We start from the raw sequence: 22,302 nt of genomic DNA on the forward strand, positions 1-22,302 counted from the left end.
ACGGCTCGTCCACCAGCCCGCCCTTGGCTGTCACGTTGAACTTGCCAAGGCGCGGATTGATCAGAGCCACCGTGGTGGGCAGGGCCACGTACCAGGCCAACACCGTTTCGTAGACCTCAGCCCAGAACGTGTGCCGGTGCTCGCCTTGCACGTGCGCATTGGCGATGTTGGACTGCAGGATGTATGGCAGCACATACAGCGCGATCATGATGGCGCCCGCGTTGATGATGTGCCATTCAAAAAACAAGAAGGCCATGGGCGCGGTGAGGAACACCAGCCGCGGCAGCCCGAAGAAGAAGTGCACCATGGCGTTGGCATAGCAGATGCGCTGCCACAGCGTGAGGCCCTTGCCCAGGAAGGGGTTGTCCACGCGGAAGATCTGCGCCATGCCTCGCGCCCAGCGGATGCGTTGGCCCACATGGGCCGACAGGCTCTCGGTGGCCAGGCCGGCGGCCTGCGTCTCGTTGATGTAAGCCGTGGTGTAGCCGCGCCGGTGCAGCTTGAGGGCGGTGTGCGCATCCTCGGTCACGGTTTCCACTGCGATGCCGCCCACTTCTAGCAAAGGGCCGCGCCGTATCACCGCGCAGGAACCGCAGAAGAACGTAGCGTTCCAGAAATCATTGCCATCCTGGATCAGACCGTAGAACAGGGCACCTTCATTGGGCACACGGCGGAAGGTGCCCAGGTTGCGCTCAAACGGGTCAGGTGAGAAGAAGTGGTGCGGCGTTTGCAGCATGGCGCACTTCGGGTCGCGCTGGAACCAGCCCACGGCCGTGGTCAGGAAGGAGCGTGTGGGAATGTGGTCGCAGTCGAAGATGGCGACCAGCTCACCATCGGTCTTGCCCAGCGCATGGTTCAGATTGCCAGCCTTGGCGTGGTTGTTGTCGGGCCGCACGATATAGCCCACGCCCATGGATTCGGCAAAGGCACGGAATTCCTCGCGCCGCCCATCGTCCAGGATGAAGACCTTGACCTTGTCTTTGGGCCAGTCCAGTGCCATCGACGCCAGCACCGTGGTGCGCACCACACTCAGCGGCTCGTTATAGGTGGGGATGTACACATCCACCGTGGGCCAGGACGCAGGTGCGCCTTGCAGCTCCGCCGGACTGCGGTGCAGGGGCCAGGCAGTCTGTATGAAGCCCAGCACCACCACCAACCAGGTGTAGGCCTCTGCCGCCAGCAGGCCGTAGCCCAGGAAGGACTCGATGACCGAGTCGAATTCAATCGATGAAGTCAGGCGCCACCAGGCGTAACGCCCCATCGCCAGCAGGCTGATCGCTGCAAGCGCCAGCGAAGGATAGCGGCCTGGCAGGCGCCGGAGCACCAGGGACAGTCCCCAGCAGAGCAGCATGAACAACAGTTGCCCGAACCAGTTGAATGGGGTGGTCATGACGACCAGACCGGTGACCGCTCCCACCGCCAGGATCACCCAGCGCAGGCCAGGAATCTCCAGGGCCGGTGTGAGCCACTGGTCTGCCAGTCGCATGCCCTTGCCCACGTTGACGTGGGTGGCCAGGCGGTCCATGGCACGCAGGAAAAGCCGGATGGGCCAGAAAACCAGTGTCAGCGCCAGTGCCAGGACTCGCCAGAGCCAGCGCATGGCCCAGCCGAGGCCTGCCCAAAGCCCGCGCACTGGGCGTAGCAACCAGGGGCGCAATGCGCGCTGTGGCGAGGGTGGCAGAACGAAACAGCGCCACAACCACATCCACCAGGGAGCCTCATGCCCAACCTCAAGCTGTCGCCCGAGCCACATCAGTGCCTTGCGAGTGGGCACCAGTGCGTCCGCTTGTTCGGTGGCCGGGGTAGGTGTGGTGGTGCCCGAGGGCGCCTGGTCTGTCATGGTGCAACCACTCCAGCTGCGGGCGCAGGCAGCGGCGCCAACGGAGGCACTGCCGACAGCCAATGGAAGATGCCCTGGAGATCGTGCGCGGACTGTGCATGCGGTGCCATGCCGTTCACGCATTGCGATGCGGCCAGTGCACGTGAAAGGTTCTCGTCTTCATGCACGGTATAGGGCAGCAATTGGCTTCCCCACTGCTGGCGCAATGTGCTGAGCGCCTCCCGTTGCGATACGCGGCGCGGGTCAAAACGCGTGACTGCGATGCCCTGCACGTTGGGCGTTGCTGGCGACGCCTGCAGCATGGCGCGTACGGCGTCCGTGCTGGCACATCCGCGCGCAGACGCTTCCATGACCACCAACACCGCATCTGCGCAGCGCAGCGCCGCCTGGGCCAGCGGCGAAGGCCATTGCGGTGTGTCCAGCAGTATCGTGCAATCCTCTGGCACGTCGAGCAGTTCCAACTGGTCTTGCAGCCACTGTGGGTGGGCAGCGAGCAACTGGTGGAGCGTCGTGATGGTTTCTGGTGCCGCTGGGCCAAAGGGCAGAACGCAGACGCCGTCCGTGTTGTCGAAGCTGCCGTCTGCCCACCAAGAGCCTGTGGCAGCAAGTGCTGCCCATCCCTGACTGGCGGGGCGGGGCATGCCCAGGTGTATGCCCAGCAGATTCTGGGCGCAGAGTTCTACGGCCAAGGTGTGCTGGCCTTGACGGGCACCAATGGACGCCAGGTGGGCGACCATGGTGGTGCGCCCGGACCCGCCGAGCGGCGAAACGACAGCAATCACGCGCATGCAAACTCTTTGTTCATGGGGCTTTGGTCATCCCACCTTTTGGGGTAATGGGCGACTCGCTTTGCGGAAGGTCTGGCCGATAGGGCTGCACGCAGCGTAACGGCTGGCGCGCCTTCAGCACGCGGCGCAGCAGCCAACCACACGGCCAAGCCAGCAAGACACCCAGCAGCACGTAAACAAGCATCCATGCCGTCATGCAGACGTCCTTCCAAGGGGGCGTGGCGCGGCGCGCTGTCCGATAGGGCGTGGTCGCATTTGCGGTCTTGTCACAACGAGCGGCGAGGCCTCGGACTGTTGGTTCTCTATGTTGGTGTGCTTTGGCAGTGCCAGCGCATCCTCTCTTAACTGCGCCAAGGGCGTGGCAGGAGGAGCCTCCAGGGCGGCAGGTGTGGGGGCGCTGACTGCTGCCAAGATGGCACTGTAGTCAGGTACGCCCTTGCGCAGGGATTCTTGCAACTGTTCAGTCATCGCGCGTATGCCCGGCGCTGAGCAGTCCGTAGCTTGCGAAGTGAAAAGTTGGGTCAGCGGCAGCGCGAATACCCGTTGCAGGGCCAGCTCTACATCGGGCTCCCGGCAGGCGAACAGGAACACGTAGATCGCTTCGTGGTCGGCCGTGAACAAGTCGCCATCGCGCGAGGTGTGGCAGGCGCGCAAAGCATCGAGGTGCGGCATCCGGTCCAGCATGTTGAGCCGTACCAGACTGTGCGACAGGCCAATGTCATGGGTGCGGTCGAGTATGCCGCGTACCAACGTACAGAATCGTCCCGGGGCCTGGTAGCCCCGCTCGCGGGGGGGCATGAAGCTGTCGAGCGCCTGAGCGTAGTCGGGGTGGACTTTGCGGGTGTGGCTCTGAGCGTTGATGTCCTGCAGCAGTTGCAGTAGTCGCGAGAAACCCACCTCTTTGTAGACCACCGCGCTGGCGCCCAGTTGCAGCAGTGCCTGCTCGCTGTGGGTGCGCAACTTGCCGAGGTTCTCGCGCACCACGATCTTGAGCGTTGGGGGGCGCGAGAGACGCAGGTGGTGCACCAAGCGTGCGCGGGATTCAAAATCGCCCGCAGAGCCCGCGTCGATCAGCACCGTGGAGGCCACGCAGGTCGCAGCAGCCACTTCGATGTCCTCCAGCCCATCGACGATGCGCCAGTGGCCAGGGATACCGCGTTGCCCCTCCACCGATGCCCGGGTTGCCAGCACGCCCCATTGGTCGGCTGCAGTGACCAGTTCGGGGGTGGCGCCTTGGGTGCGCGTGCTGTCGGCAGTCAGTCGGTGTGTGCTGGCGTCTTGCACCAGGCCAAAGCCGGTCTGAAACAGCGCCCCGGTATCCGAACCCCAGCGGTCCAGGCTCAGGCGCCAGCGGTCAGCGTCGGCATGCAAGGTGGCGATGTGCATGGACATCTGGCACAGGTTGCGCAGCGTTGGCAAAAAGGCGGTGGCATCCAGCGGCGGGGTGAACCCCAGTACCACCGGGCGCTGCCGTTGGCGGCACAGGGCGCTGAGCTGGTCGCTGACATGTGCAAGTTGGGCAACGTTCAGTCCGGACAGCAGGTTCTGTGCGTCGCACAGATACAGTGCGTGCTGTGGCAGCAGGCCGGTCCGCTCAAGCTCCTGCACGAGTGGACTGAGTCCATGGCGCTGTACTTGCGCCTGCAACCCAGGCGATAGCACCCAGAGCTTCAGCCGACCAGCGCGGTAAGCCGCTCGCAACTCGGGGTACTCCAGCAATTCGTCCAGCCACTGTGTGCTGGACGCCACCAGCCCCAAGGGGCCAGCGGCCAAAGCGTCTTCGATCAGCGCGGGGAACCATGCCGCGGCACTTCGGCTGTCGGCGGCAACCAGAGAGACGGGCACATGGGATGGCAACTGGCCAATGCCGTCTGGCAGGCCTGCGATGCCGATGCTTGTCGGTCGCTGGATGGCGCTGGCTGTACCCAAAGAGGGCCAAAGGCGCTTGGCGAGCGAGTGCAGCACACCTGTTGCGGGTGGGCTCATGCGTGGTGATGAAGCGGCAGAGGACATGTCAGAAGCTGGAATAGGTCTGCACCGGCCGTGGGCGGTTGTCCAGTGGAGCGTTCCCGGGCTCAAAGCGGTAGCGGCCATACACCATGAAATTGGTGGGCGCGTAGTAGGCCGAGCGATCCAGCTCCAGCTGTGCTCCCAGTGCGAGATGGGGCGTGACCTGGTATTCCAGTGCCCCCCGGAACGAACGCCCGAAACCCGAACCCGAACTGCCCGCGTACACCGGAACGCCACCGTCGGCCGCCAGCCGGGCACGCGCCAGGGCCTGCAGGAGTGCGCTCTGCGGAAAATAGTCGCTGTCGCCACTGCTACTGCGCGATACAGAGACGGACCCGCGTGCCAGCCAGGTCAGTGCGCCGCGGCGTCCACTCCATTCCAGTGGCAGGGCGACGGATACGTAGTTGCGTGGGCTGTAGTAGCCGCCGTGGCCGAAGCTGAATTCGGACAGGTCTTTGCCATAGTGCCAAGCTGAGACGGCAACACCGAGGTTGACCACGCTATCGTTGTGGCGCCATACATCGCGGTCCAGTGCCCAGCGCAGCTGGGCGCGGGTATTGGTTGCCACATTTTTTCCGGTGAGGGCGGCCAGGCTCAGGCTCAGCGAGGTGCTGTAGGGCCCAATGTCGGTAGAAAGACGGCCTGCAGCGCCTGTTGCCACCACGCCGCCCCATACCTGGCCTGTGATGGGATCGCGTGCCCCTGCGTACGACAGCAGGCTGCCAGTGATGGGGCGCCGATACGCTTCGAGTTTGTAGCTGTAGCGGCCCAGATCGCCGGTTTTGGACAGGCCCCCTACGACATTGCTCACCGGAAATCCAACCCCAGTGGTTCCGATGTCCCACTGGACATCGTCTCCCACATAGCCGAAACCCAGGTTGGTGCCCTGGCCCCGTTGGCGTCGCTCGGTGGCAAAGGAGGACCCCGGTGGTAGTGCCGCCACCTGCCCGTAAGTGAGCAGGTCTGGACCATCGGCGGGGAGATCGCCCGCATCCAGCTGCACCCGATCCACGTGCAAGAAATAGTGCCCGTCGTAGGCACGCGGCATCCACGCCACCACAGGACGTTCCCAGCCGCGCAGGCTGGAGATTCCGTCCGTGGAGCGCTTGCTCAGCGCCTGGTGTCCCGCTTCGATCCGAGGCTGACGCCGTGCCTCGATGGCGTCGATCTCGCCCTGGATCTTGGCAACGACGGCCGGGTCGGCGGGGACGGACAGTGTGTAACTCTGCTGGAGAGCCAGTGGTCGGTCGGAATCAACCGGCACCGGGGTCTGGCTGTCTGGGGCCGTTGCAGTCGGAGGGGTGTCCTTTCCGCGCGTCTCCAGCATGAGCGCACTGCGGAAGAACACCATGGCCTGTGCGTAGTTGCGGTTGGCCCGCTCCAGGCGCGCTGCATGCAGCAGCACGTCACTGTCTTGCGGAAAACCGTCCAGCAGACGGGTCGCCAATGCACGCGCTTCGTCCATGCGGCCAATACGTTGCCAGATGCGTAGCAGTGCCAGTTGCTGCCCCACATCGCTCGGAGGGATGCGGTCTTTCAACCAGTCGGCCTCATTGGCCGCAGCCCGCCGGTCTCCGGTGTCCTGCAGTCGTGACAGGGTGTCCGCCAGCGCCATGCGAACAGACAGATCATCCGGTTGTGCGGATGCCAAAGGCTTGAGCAACTGGGCGGCATCGGCATATTCGGCTGCAGCCATGAGCAACCGGGCCTGGGCCAGACTGCGTTGGCGTGGTGTGGAGAGTGTGTCCGGCAGGGGTGTCGCCTGGCGTGCCAGGCGCGAGGCTTCGTTGGTACGTCCGGCCTGCCGCTGCTTCTCGATGAGCCGCTCTTGGTGCGCGGTGTACAGCGCTACCAGCCGGCTTTCTTGCTCGGCGCTCCAGCCCTTGGTTTGCAGCAGGCGAGACAATTGCTCGGCGAGGCCGGCCTCATCCTCCGCCCGGTTGAGCAGCTGCGCGTAGTCCAGTTGCGTGTCTGGCGCCAGTGTGGGAACGCGCGCTGCCAGGCGATGGAAGACTGCCACGCCCCGTGCGGGCTGTGCACGGCGAAACCAGGCATTGGCTACGCTGTAGAGCAGGTCTGCTGCATTGCCCGCTTCTTGTTCCGCTTGTTGTAGCAGCGCATCGACCTCTGCTGCAGGCAGGGGCTTCAGGGTTTGGGCGACGAGCGACTTGACCTGAGAGCGCCGCACCAGCGCGCGCATGGCGTCTGTCTGATCAGCGGAGGGTATCCGCTGCATGTCTGCGAGGGCAACGCTGTCTTCGTCCAGGGCAGAACGTATCAGGGCGCGGGCATACAACATCTCGGCGCCGACGGTGCCGGACGGAATGCGCGCCACACCCTCATCCATGGCGTGCAGTGCTTCCTGGGGGCGGCCCAGGCGCATGTAAACACGTGCGAGGCGGTGTCTTATCCAGGCATCGTCGGGGGTCAGTACCACTGCCGACTCCAAGGCACGCAGTGCGGGGCCCAGGCGCTGGGCCTGTAGGTCGTCCTCCGCCTGGGCCACCAGCACGTCGGCCTGGGCACTGGCGAGTTTTTCGGCGAGTGTGGTGTCACGTGCGGCAGCCTCGGCCAGCAGGGACAGCGCTTTGGTCACCCGCCCGGTGCGGGCATAGAGACTTGCCAGACCTTTGATGGCGGAGGTGCTGTTGGGCTCCTGTTGGAGGGCTTGTTGGTAGAAATTCTCTGCCAGCGCATGGTCCCCTTGCAAGTCGCGAATGCTCGCCAGGGTGGTCAATGCGTCAGCACTTTGGGGCTGCATCTGCAGCGCGCGTTCGGCCAGGCTGGCAGCGGTGACCAGTTCGTTCTGTTCGACGGCTCTGTCGGCCTGTCGCAGCAGTCCCCAGAATCTGGCGGTGGCCTGCAAGTCCTTCCAGCGGCTCTGGCGTGTGAGCGCATAGGCCTGGCTGAAGAGGTCCTGCGCCTGTGCATGCTGGCCTTGGCGCAGGCGGATCAATCCCAGGTTTCCCAGGCTTTCTCCGTCCTGGGGGCGCAAAGCCAGCGTCGCCTGGACCTGCTCTTCCGCCAACTCCATATCGCCTTGGTCAAGGGCCGTGCGCGCTGCCTGGCGGGCGATGTTGGCGGGGTCACGGGCCGCGCGCTCTGCGCGCTCGACCGCCTGTTGCATGGCGGCCAGTCGTTCCACCATGGCGCCGTCAGCCGGGTAGCGCTGCAGGAATGCGCGCACGCGGGGCAGGTTCGCTGGGGTGTTGGCCAGCCGGTCCAGGGCGCGACGCCAAAGGTCTTGCAGCTGTGGGGCGTTGGTATCGGGCTGCTTTGCCAGGGCCTCGATCTCCTGCACCACGGCCGTCGGGTTGCCCCCCTGGTACATGCGCAGCTCCAGTTGTGCCAGCCGGTAACGGGACTCCCCGGTCTGCTGGTACAGCTTGGCCAGCTGGCGCTGGGATTCGGTGCTCTGCTTGGCGGTGGAGCCCATGATCTGGTGGTATTCCAGCGCCAGTCCGCCGAGCGTGGGCGGGCCTTGCGGAAACAGCTCGCGTGCCAGATCGGCTGCCTCGGCCTTGCGGCCTGCGCGTGCCATCAAGCGCATCTGGGCTAGTTTTTCGCGGTCGGGGCCATACACGCGCACCAGGGTTTCCAGTTCCTGGGTCAGCACATGGCCGGGGTGGCGTGCACGCAAGGTGGCCAGCACGCGCTGGGCCTCGTCGCTTTTCTTTTCGCGCAGCGCCAAGTCGCCCAGCGTTGCCAGCCCTTCGGGAGAGTTCGGGTCCATGGCCAGCAGCTTGTCCACCAGTTGGCGGGCCATATCCGGTCGGTTTTTGCTGGCCCACAGGCGGGCGCCGCTGAGCAGCTCAGCTTCGATGGCGGGTGGGGTGCTGGCGTGCACGCCGTGCTGCCCGGGCAGGCAGGCGGCGGCGAGCAAGGTCAGGGAGGGGAGCCAGCGGTGTGTGCGGCGTTTCACGGTTTCCATCGCACAGTGAGTTGGCCGTTTGCAGTGAAGCGATATTGCCCCTCCATGGCGCCCAGCCCAAACAAGCCGAGCACCTGCTCGTAGTAGGCCGTGGGACGCAAGGGGCGGGCCTCCAGGCGCATGCGCTGCGATTGCAGGGTGCGGTCGTCGCCCACTGCCCGCAAAAATGGCAGGACTGCAGCCGAGAACCCCGAGGGTGCGGGGCCCGAGGCTTGGGCTGTCAGGATGTCGATGGACTCAGGCGGGTATCCCTGTTCGCGCACGAAGCGTGCCATAGGCTGCAGGGTATCCAGCAAGGCCTTGCGACCGGGAGCGTTGGCGTGCAACGTGCCCGCCCACAGATAGACGCGGATGGCGTTATAGCTGCCCTGGCCTTTTTCCTTGCCCTTGTCATCCACCAGAAAGCCCTGTTTAGGGTCGTACACGGTCCAGTCGGGCGTGAAGCCCTTGGGCGAAGCGCCTTGGATGACCTTGAGCGAGCTGTCCACCAGTTGCTTCCATTCGGGCTGGGGGTCCTCTGCTGCCAGCCAGTGCATGAGGTGCATGGGCATGTAGCTGGGGTTCAGGCGCCAGCGTCCGTCCTTCTGTGCAAAGCCCTGGGGCGCTGGCAGAAGGGTCAGTCCCAGGCCGGGCAGTTGCGCGGTTTCTTCGCGCAGGATGCGGGCCGCCAGCAAGGCAGAGAGTGCGCGGTAGGTGCGCACGTTCCACAGGCGGCCTGCCTCGCCCAGCGCGTAGGCTATCCAGAGGTCGGCGTCCGAGGCGGCGTTGCTGTCGATGACACCCCAAGTGCCATCGGGGCGTTTACCCCATAGCCAGGCCGGGAGGCGGGCGGTCATATCGCCGTCGCACAGGTTGTTTTCCGTCCAGCGCAGCAGCTTGTCGAAGGTGGTTCGGTCATTGGCCACCAAGGCAAAGAACAAGGCGTATGCCTGGCCTTCGGAGTAGGTCTGTCCTCCTCCCGCATCATCCGAGATGACGCGGCCGCCTTCGTTGATGAACTGCGCCTTGAACGCTTCCCAGGCGGGCCACCCGGGGCGTTCTGGCGTGGATTGGGGTTGCGCGCGAAGGTCTGGCAGCCAGGACAGCAGTGCAGCACCGCCGCCAGCCTGCAGGGCCGTGCGCCGACGAAGGGACTCAGTCATGCTGGGATGCCAGTCGGCGGCGCGCCATGGTGCGCAAGGCGCCATAAACGATAAAGGTCAGCAGAAGGCCGGTGGCGATGCCCGCCAAGGCCAGCAGCAAGGGGTGGCTGTGCAGGTGGAACCACAGGCGTTGCCACCACGGCAGGTCGCCCACGTAGTACACAGGCTTGATGCGGAAGCTTTCGATGGCGTCGCCGCGCATCAGGCCCAGATCTCCGCGCAGGCTCTTGATCTTGCCCGCATCGTTCAGGCTCTGGCTCAGCAGCCCCATGGCTTCCTTGTCGGTGGCGGTGAGCGCCACCACGCTGCGCCCACTGTGCAAGGGCGATTCAAAACCGGTGACGGCAGCCAGCGGCCCTGTGCCTTGCAGCACGGCTTGCCCGCCGGACGCGGAGAGGCGGTGTTCGGACTCCAGGTTGAACAGCTCAATGAATGATCCCAGGGCCCGCTCCAGGGGCTGGACGGACCGTGCGCCAGCGGCCAGCAGCGCCGGTAGATGGTTCTTCCATTGCTCCAGCAAACCATCGGCGTCGGCCTGCGACACGATCAGGATGTCCGTGTCACCCGCCTTGTTGGCGTCCGCAGCACGCAGCAACTGAAAGCGGGTACCGGGATAACCGGTCGATGCACTCATGCGGCCCACGGAGGTCAGGAAGACCTCGATGTCTGCGGTGCTGGGCTGGTTGGGCAGGATGATGGACGTCTGGGCCAGGTCTGGCACCCGGGTGAACGGAAAGCCGCTGTTGGCATAGGCCGCCAGATTGGGCATGGCCAGGTAGTGGCGAAAACCCGTGAGGTCGATGGTGGACTGCGGGTCGATGGCCGCAAACAGTTCGGTCGGCGGCGCGGACTTGCAGCGGCCCAGGTCGTTGGGGGGGATCTGGAACGCGAACTGCAACTGGTTGTCGCCACCGATCATGAAAGCCGGAATCTTGAGGTCCGAACGGTTCTGGGCATTCCCGTCATCGAACAGAGGCAGCATCACCGTGTTCTTGCCACTGGTGCGGTCATCCCGCGACTGCAGCGGATAGGACTGGATGAACTGGTTGTTGATAGAGATGTTCAGACTGCCATGGTCTGAAACGCTGCTGGGGGTGTAGCGATAGGCGAGGTCCAGCGGCACGCCTTTGGCGTTCCAGGTGAACAGGTCCGGGGCCATGCGGGTGTAGATGTTCACCGTGTCGTTGAGCACCGTGCCACGCAGTTGCAGGTCCGACGGGCTGCCCACCAGCTCGGCCAGTTTCACGGGCCTCTGGGTGGTGATCCAGCGAGGCGCGTCATAGGGCTTGGTCAGCGCGGGATAGTCCAGCGATTTGACAGCAATGGTTTGCCCGGACAAAACCGCTTTCCCCAGGGCCAGGGCATCTGCCGCCATCTGTAGCTGAACATCGTCTTTGCCCAGCACCAGCAGCAGTTTGGCGCCTGGCACTTCGGGGTGGTTGACCATCGAGATCGTGGGCTCGGTCACAGGTGCCATGTCCTGCAGGAACGCGGGACGGTGGCTGTTGGTGGCCAGCACCACGGCGTGCGAGCGGGGCAGCTGGTTTTCCAGCACCGGGAACTGGTTGCCTCGGTAGCCTGCCAGCATGCCAATCCAGCTGGCGATGGAGCCTGACGCCTTGAGCGTACCGGTGCTGGGTTGATTGCCGAACACAAACGGCAGCTTGACGGGGCGGTTGTCCCGGGGGTCGAAAAACGGCGCAGGCAGCAGCGCGAGGTCATTGCGCAGAGGGATCTGCCGCAACGAAAGCTCCAGCTGGCTGTCGTTGCTGATGGTTGCCCACAGGCTGGAGTGGGTGGGCGTCTCACATTCCATCGTGTAGTGGCCGATGAACTGGAAGCGGAACCGGTTGTAATCCGTGAAGTAGCGCGGGTCGATGTTGAGCTCGACCGTCTGCGGGGTGCCCAGGCGCTCCTTGTCCAGCACCACGGTCTGCAGGGTTTCGTCATTGAGCATCAGCTTGAGATGCGACAGTGACGGGATCAGCGCAGGTGACAGTGTGAAGGTCAGGCGCAGCTTGGCGGCTTCGACGATCTCGTCGCGCCGCACCCCCACACCCACACTGGCCTCACTCTCCACGCCTCGCAAAGAAACAGGGCGCCCCACGCCCAGTTCCTTGAGGCTGACTTTCCACTGCCGTGCGGGCAGCGTAGGAGTGTCCGATGGGCTGGCTCCGATCGCGCTGTCGTTGGCCTGCACTGCACGTGCTGACTCGCGCTCCTGGCGGGTCTGAGCCTTTTCTTTGGCCACAGCGCTGCGGGCCTTGCTGGTCTGGGCGTTGGCTTGCGGGGCGGGGGCTGAGATCAGCCCGGCAGTGATCAGCGCGACAAAAAGAGGGAGCGCGCGGGTTGCAGATGTGGATTTCACAGTGTTCTTTTTTGCTGGCTCGTACCTGAAGGATGGGCGCATCGGACCCATGCCTGGGTGGTGTCACTTGTATGACAAAGTGTATCGATGGGGCCGGGTTGTGCCGCTCCGCAGGACATTTGTTTGCAATTGCTTTGCCAGCAGTGTTGTTGCCCGACTGCAGCAGGTACGTGAAGAGTAAGTGCCTGGATTCATGGTTCGAAAAAACGGTGCGCGTCTGTAGCACTGTCTGGTCACCATGGCATGGCGGATGGCATGTTCCATGGTGGGCCGACGGCGGACAGAACACGCGGTGGTTCTTGCAAAGACACATCCGTTGCCACCCGTGGAGGGTGGACACCGGGGCCGTGGGCCCCAGGCGGCCAGACGATGGTGCTGCCGGCGGACGACTCCGGGCCTGGGGGCCGGGTTGCCGCGAGCGGAGAAACAATCGGTCTGGAAACAAAAAAGCCTGCTACTTATGGGTAGCAGGCTTTTTGTGCCTTGCGGCTTGATTTGGTGGGTCCTGAGTGACTCGAACACTCGACCTACGGATTAAGAGTCCGCTGCTCTACCAACTGAGCTAAGAACCCAAATCTTTAAAATTTGTCTGCATCGCTGCAGAGCCTCGAATTATGCACTAGTTTTTGGACACTCTGCAAGTCGTGCTAAAAAATTATTGCATTGCGTTGCGGCTGGCCAGCTCGACGAAGAGGCCGCTGTGGTCCAGCTCGCCCAGGCCGTGGTCCACACCTTCGGCATACAAGGCCTCAAACAGGGCAGTGATGGGGGCGTCGAAACCTGTTTCCCGGGCGGTGGCCAACGCATTGCGCATGTCCTTCAGTTGGACCGCCATCCGGCCCCTGGGGGCAAAGTCGCGTTCCACCATCCGCTGCCCATGCAGCTGCAGGATGCGGCTGTCGGCAAAACCGCCGCTAATGGCCTCGCGGACCTTGGCCATGTCGGCACCACCCTTGGCGGCAAACAGCAGCGCTTCGGCCACGGCGCCAATCGTGATGCCCACGATCATCTGGTTGGCCAGTTTGGCCAGCTGCCCGGCACCGTGTGGCCCCACATGCGTGGCGTGCCCCAGGCAGGCAAACACGGGCTGGGCGCGGGCATAGTCCTCGGGCCTTCCGCCGGCCATGATGGCCAGAGTGCCGGCTTCGGCGCCAACGGTGCCCCCAGATACCGGTGCATCCAGGTGGGTCAGGCCCAGCTCACCCAGGCGGGCTGCGTGGTCACGGGCCTCGCTGGGCTGGATGGAGGCCATGTCGATGAAAAGAGCGCCCGGGAGCATTGCCCGCGCGGCGCCCTGTTCAAAGAGAACCTGACCAACGACAGGACCGTTTTCTAGCAGGCTGATGACAATGCCCGCGTCCTTGACGGCATCGGCAGGGCTGCCGTGCACGGTGACACCCCATTGCGCCAGCGGTTCTGCTTTGGCGCGGGTGCGGTTCCACGCGTGCACCCTGTGGCCTGCTTCGCTGAGCCGCCTGGCCATGGGCAACCCCATCATGCCAATGCCAAGAACGGCGATGCGAAGCGGTGTGGTGGTCATGGCGTTGTTCTGCTGCAAAGAGGAATTCAAGGGCGTCTCTGTTGTCATCATGTGCCTTTTTGGCGCTCCAGTCTGTCACGGAGCTTGCAGCGTATGGCGATTGGCCAGATGATTCTGCAGCGCCAGCGCCGTTCCTGCGTCTGCCGAGCCTGTTGGCCGGTCTGCGGTATGGCACCGAAGGCAGCCCACATAACTCGGAGACCCTTGCCCATGACCTTGCCCCTGTACGACCCTGCCTGGCTGGAGCGCATGTACAACAATCGTGCCCTGGTCCCTGACCACATGGACTACTTCCAGCGTTGGGCTCAAGACTCTGCCCAGGTGCGGGCCACTGTCCCCTGTGCGCTGGATATGGCCTACGGCACAGGTGCCGGGGAAACCCTGGACGTGTTTCCGTCCGCCCGTGCCGGGGGGGTGCCGGTGCCGGTGCTGGTGTTCATCCACGGCGGTTACTGGCGGTCACTCGACAAATCGGATCACTCGTTCATCGCGCCGCCTTTCACCCAGGCCGGGTTTTGTGTGGTGGTGGTGAACTACGCGCTGTGCCCGGGCACCCCGGACGCGCCGGTGACCATTCCTCACATCGCGCGGCAGATGGAAAAGGCGCTGGGCTGGGTCTGGCACCAGATCGCCGCCCATGGTGGCGACCCCCGGCGGATCACCGTTGCGGGGCACTCGGCGGGCGGGCAGTTGGCGGCCCTGCTGCTCACCAGCGTGTGGCCCCTGATCGGCAAGGGCTTGCCCGATGGCCTGGTGCGCAATGTGCTGTCGATCTCGGGGGTGCACGACCTGGAGCCCATCATGCACACGCCCATGTACCAGTCGGTGTTGCACCTGACCGAACAGCAGGTGCTGCAATGCAGCCCCGCGCGCTTGCTGGAGCCGCCCACCGGCACGCTGTATTGCGCCGTCGGGGCGGATGAAAGCCCCGAGTTCCTGCGCCAGAACCAGCTCATGCAGGATGCCTGGGGCAGCCATTTTGTACCCCGCAGCGTGGCCTTGCCGGGGTTGAACCACTTCAGCATCGTCGATGCCCTGGCCAAGCCCGGGCATGACCTGCACCACATGGCGCAGAACCTGCTGCGGGCCTGAGAACAGGTTCTCCTAACCGGGCGGCGGCTCGCGCCCGGGGGGTTACATCAGCAGGTGCTCGCCTGCGTTGTCGCCGCCCAGGATCACATAGTTCACCTTGCGCACGTCCATCAGCTTGGTGCCGCCCGCGTAGCTGATGGAGCTTTGCACGTCCTGCTCCATCTCGATCAGCGTTTCGGCCAGTTTGCCCTTGATGGGCTCCAGGATGCGCTTGCCTTCGACATGCTTGTATTCGCCCTTGTTGAAGTCACTGGCCGAGCCGTAGTACTCCTTGAACAGCGCGCCGTCCACTTCCACCGTCTTGCCGGGTGATTCCTCGTGGCCCGCAAACAGCGAGCCGATCATCACCATGCTGGCGCCAAAGCGGATGCTCTTGGCAATGTCACCGTGGCTGCGGATGCCCCCGTCGGCAATGATGGGCTTGGTGGCCACGCGGGCACACCACTTCAGCGCGCTGAGCTGCCAGCCGCCCGTGCCAAAACCGGTCTTGAGCTTGGTGATGCACACCTTGCCCGGGCCCACGCCCACCTTGGTGGCGTCGGCGCCCCAGTTTTCCAGGTCGATGATGGCTTCGGGCGTGGCCACGTTGCCAGCAATCACAAACGACTGCGGCAGGTGCTTTTTCAGGTAGCCGATCATGTTCTTCACGCTGTCGGCATGGCCATGGGCAATGTCGATGGTGATGTACTCGGGCGTGATGCCCTGTGCCACCAGCTGGTCCACGGTGGCGTAGTCGGGTTGCTTCACACCGAGCGAGATCGATGCATAGCAGCCCTTGGCATGCATATCCTTGACGAACTGGATGTTGTCCAGGTCAAAGCGGTGCATGACGTAGAAGTATCCGTTCTGCGCCATCCAGGTGCAGATGGTTTCGTCCACCACGGTCTTCATGTTGGCGGGCACCACCGGCAGGCGAAAGCGGCGACCGCCCAGCTCCACACTGGCGTCGCATTCCGAGCGGCTTTCCACGCGGCACTTGCGGGGCAGCAGCAGGATGTTGTCGTAGTCGAAGATTTCCATGAGATTCCAAGCTCCATAAAGGGACGCCGCCAAACGATTTCGACGGCGGTGGGCGCTTGGCTGTCAGACCGGCTTTGCGGGAGTGGACGTGACAGTCACTCCGAACCCTGCTGAGCGCAGGCACAAAAAACCGGGCGTCAAGAAACTTGGGCCCGGTGATTGATTCTACCCGCCTGCCAAAGGGCCGTCATAACGGCACCGGTATTACCTGCATACGGATTGGGCGGCCGCCACGATGCTGCCCGAGGCATCCTGCACCCAGCCAACCAGATGCAGCCTGTCGGCCTGTGCGCCATCGGGGATGCGCATGGAGCGGGTTTCCATCCATGCCCACGGCTTGCCCTTGCTGCGTGCGGGCCGCTGAGCCTGGGGCCAGGCACCCTCGAACTGATTGCGTACGATGTAACGGGGCACAACGGTGCCGTCAGTACCTGCGGGTATGGCCTCTACCAGCAACAGGTAAAAGGCGAAGGGCGCGGCAGTCGCAGTGCGCTGTGGCGCCGCAGGGGAGGGGGTGAAGGCGATGCCTGTGCCCACATAGTCATTGAACGCCACCCCATGGGCCACACGCAACCGGCCACGCGCTGCTAAATCGACCGGGGTGACGTACACATCGGTGGAGATGGGGGGCTTGCGCCCCAGGGCTTGCAGGCGGGGTAGCGCGTCGGTCGAGGCCGCAGCCGACAGGGGGGCGTCGTCGCCTGCCTTGCCCGGCACGATCCAGTCCAGCACCACGGCACCTGCCTTGGCTGATGGTGCCGGGGTGGCCGCATCGCCCCAGCAGGACTCGCAGTCGGCGCTGATGAAGCGCTCGAACACGGCCACAGGCCTGGGGGTGCCGTCGCTGCTGCAACTGGCCTGGGCCATCGCCTGGGGGGCGTGCGCCAGGGCCAGCCACAGGCTGGCCAGGGTGAGGGCAATGTTTTTCATGGTGCGAGGCGGCGTGGGGCAGGGTGCTTTCTACAATGGCTGGATGTTCCCACAAGACCCGTTTTCGGGTGTGCCAGATGCCCTGGTGCCCCCACACTCCGGTGCGCCCTCGGCCGCATCCCCCCTTCTGGCCCACCTGAACGATGAACAACTGGCTGCGGTGACCTTGCCCGCAGGCCATGCACTCATCCTGGCGGGGGCGGGGTCGGGCAAGACCCGGGTGCTGACCACCCGCATTGCCTGGCTGCTGCAAAACGGCTACGCCACGCCCGGCGGCATTCTGGCCGTCACATTCACCAACAAGGCCGCCAAAGAGATGGTGGCCCGCCTGTCGGCCATGCTGCCGGTCAACGTGCGTGGCATGTGGATTGGCACCTTCCATGGCCTGTGCAACCGGCTGCTGCGCGCGCACCACAAGGCAGCGGGGCTGCCGCAGTCGTTCCAGATCCTGGATACGCAAGACCAGCTCTCGGCCATCAAGCGCCTTTGCAAGCAGCACAACGTGGACGAGGAGCGTTTTCCTCCCAAGCAGCTGTCGTACTTCATCGCCAGCTGCAAGGAAGAGGGCATGCGTCCCGGCGACGTTCCCACGCACGACAGCGACGCCCGCAAGAAGGTCGAGGTCTACCAGCTGTACGAAGAGCAATGCCAGCGCGAAGGCGTGGTGGACTTCGGTGAGCTGATGCTGCGGTCTTACGAGCTGCTGCGCGACAACGACCCGATCCGCGAGCACTACCAGCGCCGGTTCCAGCACATCCTGGTGGACGAGTTCCAGGACACCAACAAGCTGCAATACGCCTGGCTCAAGCAACTGGCGGGCAACGACGTGGGCGGGCGCTATGAAGCGCGCGGTAGCGTGATAGCCGTGGGCGACGACGACCAGAGCATCTATGCCTTCCGTGGCGCGCGCGTGGGCAACATGACCGACTTTGTGCGCGAGTTTGATGTGCAGCGCCAGATCAAGCTGGAGCAGAACTACCGCAGCTACAGCAACATCCTCGACTCGGCCAACCACCTCATCAGCCACAACAGCCGCCGCCTGGGCAAGAACCTGCGCACCACCCAAGGTGCTGGCGAGCCCGTGCGCGTGTACGAGGCCAGCTCTGACCTGGCCGAGGCGCAGTGGATGGTGGACGAGATCAAGCAGTTGGTGCGCAACGACGGCTTTGAGCGCAAGGAGATTGCCGTGCTCTACCGCAGCAATGCGCAAAGCCGGGTGATCGAATCGGCATTGTTCAATGCCAGCGTCCCCTACCGTGTGTACGGCGGCCTGCGGTTTTTTGAGCGTGCCGAAATCAAGCATGCGCTGGCCTACCTGCGCCTGTTGGAGAACCCGCACGACGACACCAGCTTCACGCGCGTCGTCAACTTTCCTCCGCGCGGCATTGGCGCGCGCAGCATCGAGGTGCTGCAGGACGCGGCCCGCGCCGCGGGCTGCTCGTTGCACGATGCGGTGAGCGCCGTGCCCGGCAAGGCGGGGGCCAACCTGGGCGCGTTTGTGGCCATGGTGGATGTGCTGCGCGAGCAGACCCAGGGCCTGAACCTGCGGGGCATCATCGAGCAGATGCTCGAATCCACGGGGCTGGTGGAGCACTTTCGCACCGAGAAGGAAGGCGCCGACCGCATCGAGAACTTGGAGGAACTGGTCAACGCCGCCGAGAGCTTTGTCACGCAAGAGGGCTTTGGCCGTGACGCGGTGGCGCTGCCGCTGGACGAGCACGGCACGCCGCTCATCCAAAGCGCGGTCAGCCAAGGGCTGGACCTGAACGCGCCCGTACTCGACGAGCCTTTGAAACCCGCTGTGCCCGGCATTGTGGATGCCGACACCGGCGAAACCCTCTCGCCCCTGGCCGCCTTCCTGACCCACGCCGCACTCGAAGCCGGTGACAACCAAGCCCAGGCTGGGCAGGACGCTGTGCAGCTCATGACGGTGCATGCCAGCAAGGGGCTGGAGTTTGACTGCGTGTTCATCGGTGGCATGGAGGAGGGCCTGTTCCCCCACGAGAACTCCGCCAGCGACCGCGACGGCCTGGAGGAGGAGCGCCGCCTGATGTACGTGGCCATCACCCGCGCGCGCAAGCGCCTGTACCTGAGCCACTCGCAAACGCGCATGCTGCACGGGCAGACGCGCTACAACATCAAGAGCCGGTTTTTTGACGAGCTGCCCGAAGCGGCCCTCAAGTGGATCACGCCCAAGCAGCAGGGCTTTGGCTCGTATGCGCCTAGTTTTGCTACTAATTCAGGAGCTGGTGGTGTATATGGATCTAGCGCTAGAGGCCAATTTGGCTTCAAATCCGAGACGTTTGCCAGCCCCCCGGTGCCTGTGCAGAAGGCGGCACCATCGCACGGCCTGCGCGCGGGGATTGCCGTGTTCCACACCAAGTTTGGCGAGGGCAAGGTGCTGGCCATTGAAGGCACCGGCGACGACGCACGTGCACAGGTCAACTTTCCGCGCCACGGCACCAAGTGGTTGGCGCTGTCGGTGGCCAAGCTGACGGTGGTCGAATAGCGCGTTTTGAGCCAAATCGCCTGCTAGCGCTAGTACCTTATGCCCTGGTAGCTATTGTTTGTATAGCAAACCGGTGCCGCCAATGACAACGGGGCCCTGAGGCCCGGTTGGTTTTTGAAGCGGGCCGCACCGGGTGCTGCCCTGTTGGCCCTTCGCTCAGGCTGGTTTCAGGCTGAGTTCAGGCCTGGTTCAGGCTGGGCTGCTTGGCCGCTGCCGTCAGGTAGCCCACGGCCGCGCCGTTCTTGTTCTTGTAGTTGGCCTTGATCATCGGGTCCAGCGTGTCCTTGACCACGCTGTGGATGGCGCCCCAGTCACCGGCGTGCTGGAAGTTGCTCATGATGTACGTCCAGCCGTTAATCTCGTCCACGGCGTGCAGGCCGGTGGACTCGCCGCCCGAGGGGATCGACATCACGCGCGACAACTGCTTGGTGTCCACGTTGTAGGCCCACAGGAAGTTGTTGACGTGCTGGCTGCTGTCTTCGCCGATGAACAGGGTGCGCATCTTTTCGGAGAACTTGAGGTTGTCCGGGTTGGCGATGTTGTTGGGGTTGGCGGTGTTGCCCAGGGCGTCGGAGGTGATGTCTTCACCGGCCAGCAGCACCTTGGTGTCCACGGGCATCCATTCGCTGTTGATGGTGCCGCCAGCGGTGTCCTTCTGGCCACCCTTGAGGTTCAGCGCCATCACGGCGCCGGCCACCAGTTGCTTGGGCACCGAGATGCCGTTGCCCGGCACGTTGGCGGCGTTGCCTGCCACCATGGACGACTGGATGTTCTGCAGCGCAGAGTAGGCAATCTTGTCCTTGGCGTTGACCGTGGTGCCTTCCATCTTGGTGAAGCCCAGGCTGGCGCCGAGGTAGGCGGCGTAGCGGTGGGTTTCCAGGAAGGCGGCGGCCTTTTCCATGCCGGCGTTCAGCTTGATCCACTCGGTCTTGCCGTTGGCCACGATCTTGGTGTAGCTGGCGTCGGCCGGGTCGGTGGTCTTCACGGTCATGATGTCCGTGGGCTTGAGCGTGTTGGCCAGGTTCTCGATCTCGGCGCTGGTGGCCGACCCCATCTTGATCCAGGTGAGGGGCGCCGCCGTGCCCACCTTGGGGTCGATGGAGAAGCCGCTGCCCACCTTGGCAACGTACAGCGTGCCGGACGACAGGTCTTTTTCCTTGTCGGCCACGAACACGAAGTAGCCGCTGTTGGTGGCGTCGTCGCCCATCAGCGCCGTGCGGTTGTCAGGCATCACTTGCACCAGTTCATGCGAGATGCGGCCCATGCAGAAATGCTTCTTGATGCTGGCGGTGCCATCGGGGTTCACCGTCACTTCGGGCATGTGGCCGTAGTGGTAAGGGTTGGCCTTGGTTTCGTCGCCATACAGGTTCTTGCTGTAGGCCTTGAACATGGCGTTGCTGGCAATGCTGAACGCATCGGGTTCGTATTCTTCGCTCGACAGGTGGGTGCCCCAGGGCGACAGGCTCGCGCCGCAGGTGATCCACAGGCCGTGCACCTTGGAGGTGTCCACGTTGTGGTACTTCACCAGGCTCAGCTTGCCGGTGGTCTGGTCCTGGTCCAGCGTCAGCACGGCGATGGGCGAGGGTAGCTTGCCGTACATGTCGGTCTTGCCGTCTTGCGCCCAGGTGGTGTATTCAAACTGCACCACGGCAAACACGGCCTTGCCCTTGAGGCCGGTCACGGTGGGGTTGGCCACGGTCAGCAGCGAGGTGCCGTCGGGCGAGTCCGAGAAGTACTGGCGCTCCTTGCCAGCCACCGTGGCGTCGATGATGGGCTTGTTGTTGATGTCGTAGTAGCCACCCGACAGGATGGTGCCGCCCTTGCCGTCGGACACCATGTCGCCCGTCACGAAGAACGGCTGGTAAGCCAGCTGGTACGAGCGTACCGAGTCGTCGCTGAGCTTGATGTTGAGCGTGGAGCCCACGGTGGTGGTGGCCATGGCAGCGGCGTTGGCCAGGGTCGGGGCTGCCATCGACGTGAAGCTGGCCGACACAAAGCTGGGCGCGGCGGAGTCGCTGCCACCGCAGGCGGTCAGCAGGGCGGCCGAGGCGCTGGCGCTGAGTGGCAGCATGGGAACGCCGGCCAGCAGTTGCAGGGCCTTGCGGCGGGTGGGCATCGTCGGTTGGGTCATTTTCGGGGTGTTTCCAAGTGGGTATGCGAACGGGCATGCCACGCCCTGATCCGACCAGGAGCCTTGTTGGAAAGGCGTGTGGAACGGGTGGCATGGAATCCAGGCCGCGATCCTAGGAACGCCCCGTGACAGTGGTTTGACGTTTGTGTGACGGTTTGACGCAGTGCCTGGCGCACTGCGTAACGGCACCTCAAGGCGCGCCGCACAGCCATCGCGGCGAGCGCTGCGGCTCAGCGCGGCAGAGTACCGCTGAGCAGCGTTCAGTCCCGGGAGCCGGGCGGGCCGTAGGAGTTGCCAGTTCCGTAGTTGTTGGCCGGTGCGGCCGCGCCACCGCTGCCATCCTTGATGCCCTTGCGGCCTGACACCTGCCACGCGGTGCGCTGGTTGACCAGCCCCGCCAAGAACTCCATCTCTTCGTCCGTGTGATTGATGGCACCGGCCGGAGTCAGCAGCCGGCCATTGCGGGGTGCGGGCTCGGCCCAGAACGACTGGTGGTAGCTGGACTGGCTCACCAGGCGCTCGCCGCCTGCCGTCAGCTCCACCGTGCCATAACAGTTGCAAAGGTAGCCGCGCTGGTCCTGGTCGGCAAACACCTCGGCGTACACGCCGGTGCCGCGGATGCCTGCGGTGGCCGTGGGCAGCGCAATCTGCCGGTCGGGGCCACGCCCCCACACGGTGGCCACCGCACCGCTGAGCAGGCGCAGCAGCTTGACGGCGGTGGGGGTGTCGCTCTCCATCGCCATGCGCGAGTTCTGCCGCACCATGAAGGCGCTGTCTCCCACTGAGAACACCAGGCTGGCGCCCGGCCCGGTCTCAATGCGGTCGTTGGCGGTGATGGTGTGCTGCTCCGTCAGGGGCTCGCCATTGCGCAGCACATCGCCGCGCACTTCCACGATATTGCTGCGCGCCTGCGCATGGGCGGCAGCCCAGCCACCGCCCGCTACCCACAGCGCGGCGGCCTGCACCACGCTGCGGCGCTGGAACCAGACCAGCTCTTCGTC

Annotated in this window: 14 protein-coding genes and 1 tRNA gene; 2 read left to right on the plus strand and 13 right to left on the minus strand. The window is 64.4% G+C overall.

The genetic code is table 11. From position 1 onward, the window contains the following. From bcsA to DBR23_RS10375, 9 genes are all read right to left on the minus strand, one after another. On the minus strand, positions 1-1,753 hold a 1,753-nt coding region (gene bcsA, locus DBR23_RS10340), incomplete at its 3' end, for a UDP-forming cellulose synthase catalytic subunit (protein WP_233250386.1). 83 nt (positions 1,754-1,836) lie between these two features. Beyond that, complete coding sequence (gene bcsQ / locus DBR23_RS10345) at positions 1,837-2,628, minus strand: cellulose biosynthesis protein BcsQ (protein ID WP_108498189.1); 792 nt, start codon at positions 2,626-2,628, stop codon at positions 1,837-1,839. Positions 2,629-2,641: 13 nt separating this feature from the next. Then, complete coding sequence (locus DBR23_RS29270) at positions 2,642-2,824, minus strand: hypothetical protein (RefSeq protein ID WP_146191302.1); 183 nt, start codon at positions 2,822-2,824, stop codon at positions 2,642-2,644. After that, positions 2,821-4,614, minus strand: a complete 1,794-nt coding sequence (locus DBR23_RS10350; protein WP_233250384.1) for a BcsE family c-di-GMP-binding protein — start codon at positions 4,612-4,614, stop codon at positions 2,821-2,823. Before DBR23_RS10350 ends, DBR23_RS29270 begins: the two co-directional genes overlap by 4 nt. A gap of 28 nt (positions 4,615-4,642) precedes the next feature. Continuing rightward, a complete protein-coding gene (locus tag DBR23_RS10355; RefSeq protein WP_158276448.1) occupies positions 4,643-8,560 on the minus strand; it encodes a cellulose synthase subunit BcsC-related outer membrane protein in 3,918 nt (1,305 codons plus the stop codon). Beyond that, positions 8,557-9,711 (minus strand): cellulose synthase complex periplasmic endoglucanase BcsZ, encoded by a 1,155-nt coding sequence (gene bcsZ / locus DBR23_RS10360; protein WP_108498192.1) that lies wholly within the window; start codon positions 9,709-9,711, stop codon positions 8,557-8,559. The genes DBR23_RS10355 and bcsZ overlap by 4 nt, the downstream gene beginning before the upstream one ends. After that, the gene (gene bcsB, locus DBR23_RS10365; protein ID WP_233250385.1) at positions 9,704-12,079 is read right to left on the minus strand and encodes a cellulose biosynthesis cyclic di-GMP-binding regulatory protein BcsB; all 2,376 of its coding nucleotides are present in this window, start codon (positions 12,077-12,079) and stop codon (positions 9,704-9,706) included. Before bcsB ends, bcsZ begins: the two co-directional genes overlap by 8 nt. Positions 12,080-12,575: 496 nt before the next feature. Further along, a tRNA-Lys gene (locus DBR23_RS10370) sits at positions 12,576-12,651 on the minus strand. An 83-nt stretch (positions 12,652-12,734) separates the two neighbouring features. Then, a complete protein-coding gene (locus tag DBR23_RS10375; protein WP_108498198.1) occupies positions 12,735-13,619 on the minus strand; it encodes an NAD(P)-dependent oxidoreductase in 885 nt (294 codons plus the stop codon). Between the two features lie 210 nt (positions 13,620-13,829). Between DBR23_RS10375 and DBR23_RS10380 the strand changes: the two genes are divergently transcribed. After that, complete coding sequence (locus DBR23_RS10380; protein WP_108498193.1) at positions 13,830-14,711, plus strand: alpha/beta hydrolase; 882 nt, start codon at positions 13,830-13,832, stop codon at positions 14,709-14,711. A 42-nt stretch (positions 14,712-14,753) separates the two neighbouring features. Here the strand turns inward: DBR23_RS10380 and DBR23_RS10385 are convergent, their stop codons facing one another. Both DBR23_RS10385 and DBR23_RS10390 read right to left on the minus strand, forming a co-directional pair. Next, complete coding sequence (locus tag DBR23_RS10385; protein WP_056061124.1) at positions 14,754-15,731, minus strand: GMP reductase; 978 nt, start codon at positions 15,729-15,731, stop codon at positions 14,754-14,756. Positions 15,732-15,935: 204 nt separating this feature from the next. Further along, a complete protein-coding gene (locus DBR23_RS10390) occupies positions 15,936-16,661 on the minus strand; it encodes a hypothetical protein (RefSeq protein ID WP_108498194.1) in 726 nt (241 codons plus the stop codon). A 43-nt stretch (positions 16,662-16,704) separates the two neighbouring features. On the opposite strand from DBR23_RS10390, the gene DBR23_RS10395 reads away from it, so the two are divergent. Beyond that, positions 16,705-19,170, plus strand: coding sequence for a UvrD-helicase domain-containing protein (locus tag DBR23_RS10395; RefSeq protein ID WP_108498199.1), 2,466 nt, complete (start codon positions 16,705-16,707; stop codon positions 19,168-19,170). 178 nt (positions 19,171-19,348) lie between these two features. Here DBR23_RS10395 and DBR23_RS10400 read toward each other — a convergent pair whose 3' ends face one another. Next, entirely contained in the window at positions 19,349-21,301 is a 1,953-nt protein-coding gene (locus DBR23_RS10400; protein WP_108498195.1) for a PhoX family phosphatase, read from the minus strand. 260 nt (positions 21,302-21,561) lie between these two features. Continuing rightward, the coding region (locus tag DBR23_RS10405; protein ID WP_108498196.1) for a FecR domain-containing protein at positions 21,562-22,302 on the minus strand (741 nt) is incomplete at its 5' end.

Origin of the sequence: Acidovorax sp. HMWF018 (assembly GCF_003061035.1) — a bacterium.
GTDB lineage: Bacteria > Pseudomonadota > Gammaproteobacteria > Burkholderiales > Burkholderiaceae_C > Acidovorax > Acidovorax delafieldii.

Coding starts and splice junctions, on each gene's coding strand:
- bcsQ (WP_108498189.1), bottom strand. CDS start 2,628: ATGCGCGTGATTGCTGTCGTTTCGCCGCTCGGCGGGTCCGGGCGCACC.
- DBR23_RS29270 (WP_146191302.1), bottom strand. CDS start 2,824: ATGACGGCATGGATGCTTGTTTACGTGCTGCTGGGTGTCTTGCTGGCT.
- DBR23_RS10350 (WP_233250384.1), bottom strand. CDS start 4,614: ATGAGCCCACCCGCAACAGGTGTGCTGCACTCGCTCGCCAAGCGCCTT.
- bcsZ (WP_108498192.1), bottom strand. CDS start 9,711: ATGACTGAGTCCCTTCGTCGGCGCACGGCCCTGCAGGCTGGCGGCGGT.
- DBR23_RS10375 (WP_108498198.1), bottom strand. CDS start 13,619: ATGACCACCACACCGCTTCGCATCGCCGTTCTTGGCATTGGCATGATG.
- DBR23_RS10380 (WP_108498193.1), top strand. CDS start 13,830: ATGACCTTGCCCCTGTACGACCCTGCCTGGCTGGAGCGCATGTACAAC.
- DBR23_RS10385 (WP_056061124.1), bottom strand. CDS start 15,731: ATGGAAATCTTCGACTACGACAACATCCTGCTGCTGCCCCGCAAGTGC.
- DBR23_RS10390 (WP_108498194.1), bottom strand. CDS start 16,661: ATGAAAAACATTGCCCTCACCCTGGCCAGCCTGTGGCTGGCCCTGGCG.
- DBR23_RS10395 (WP_108498199.1), top strand. CDS start 16,705: ATGTTCCCACAAGACCCGTTTTCGGGTGTGCCAGATGCCCTGGTGCCC.
- DBR23_RS10400 (WP_108498195.1), bottom strand. CDS start 21,301: ATGACCCAACCGACGATGCCCACCCGCCGCAAGGCCCTGCAACTGCTG.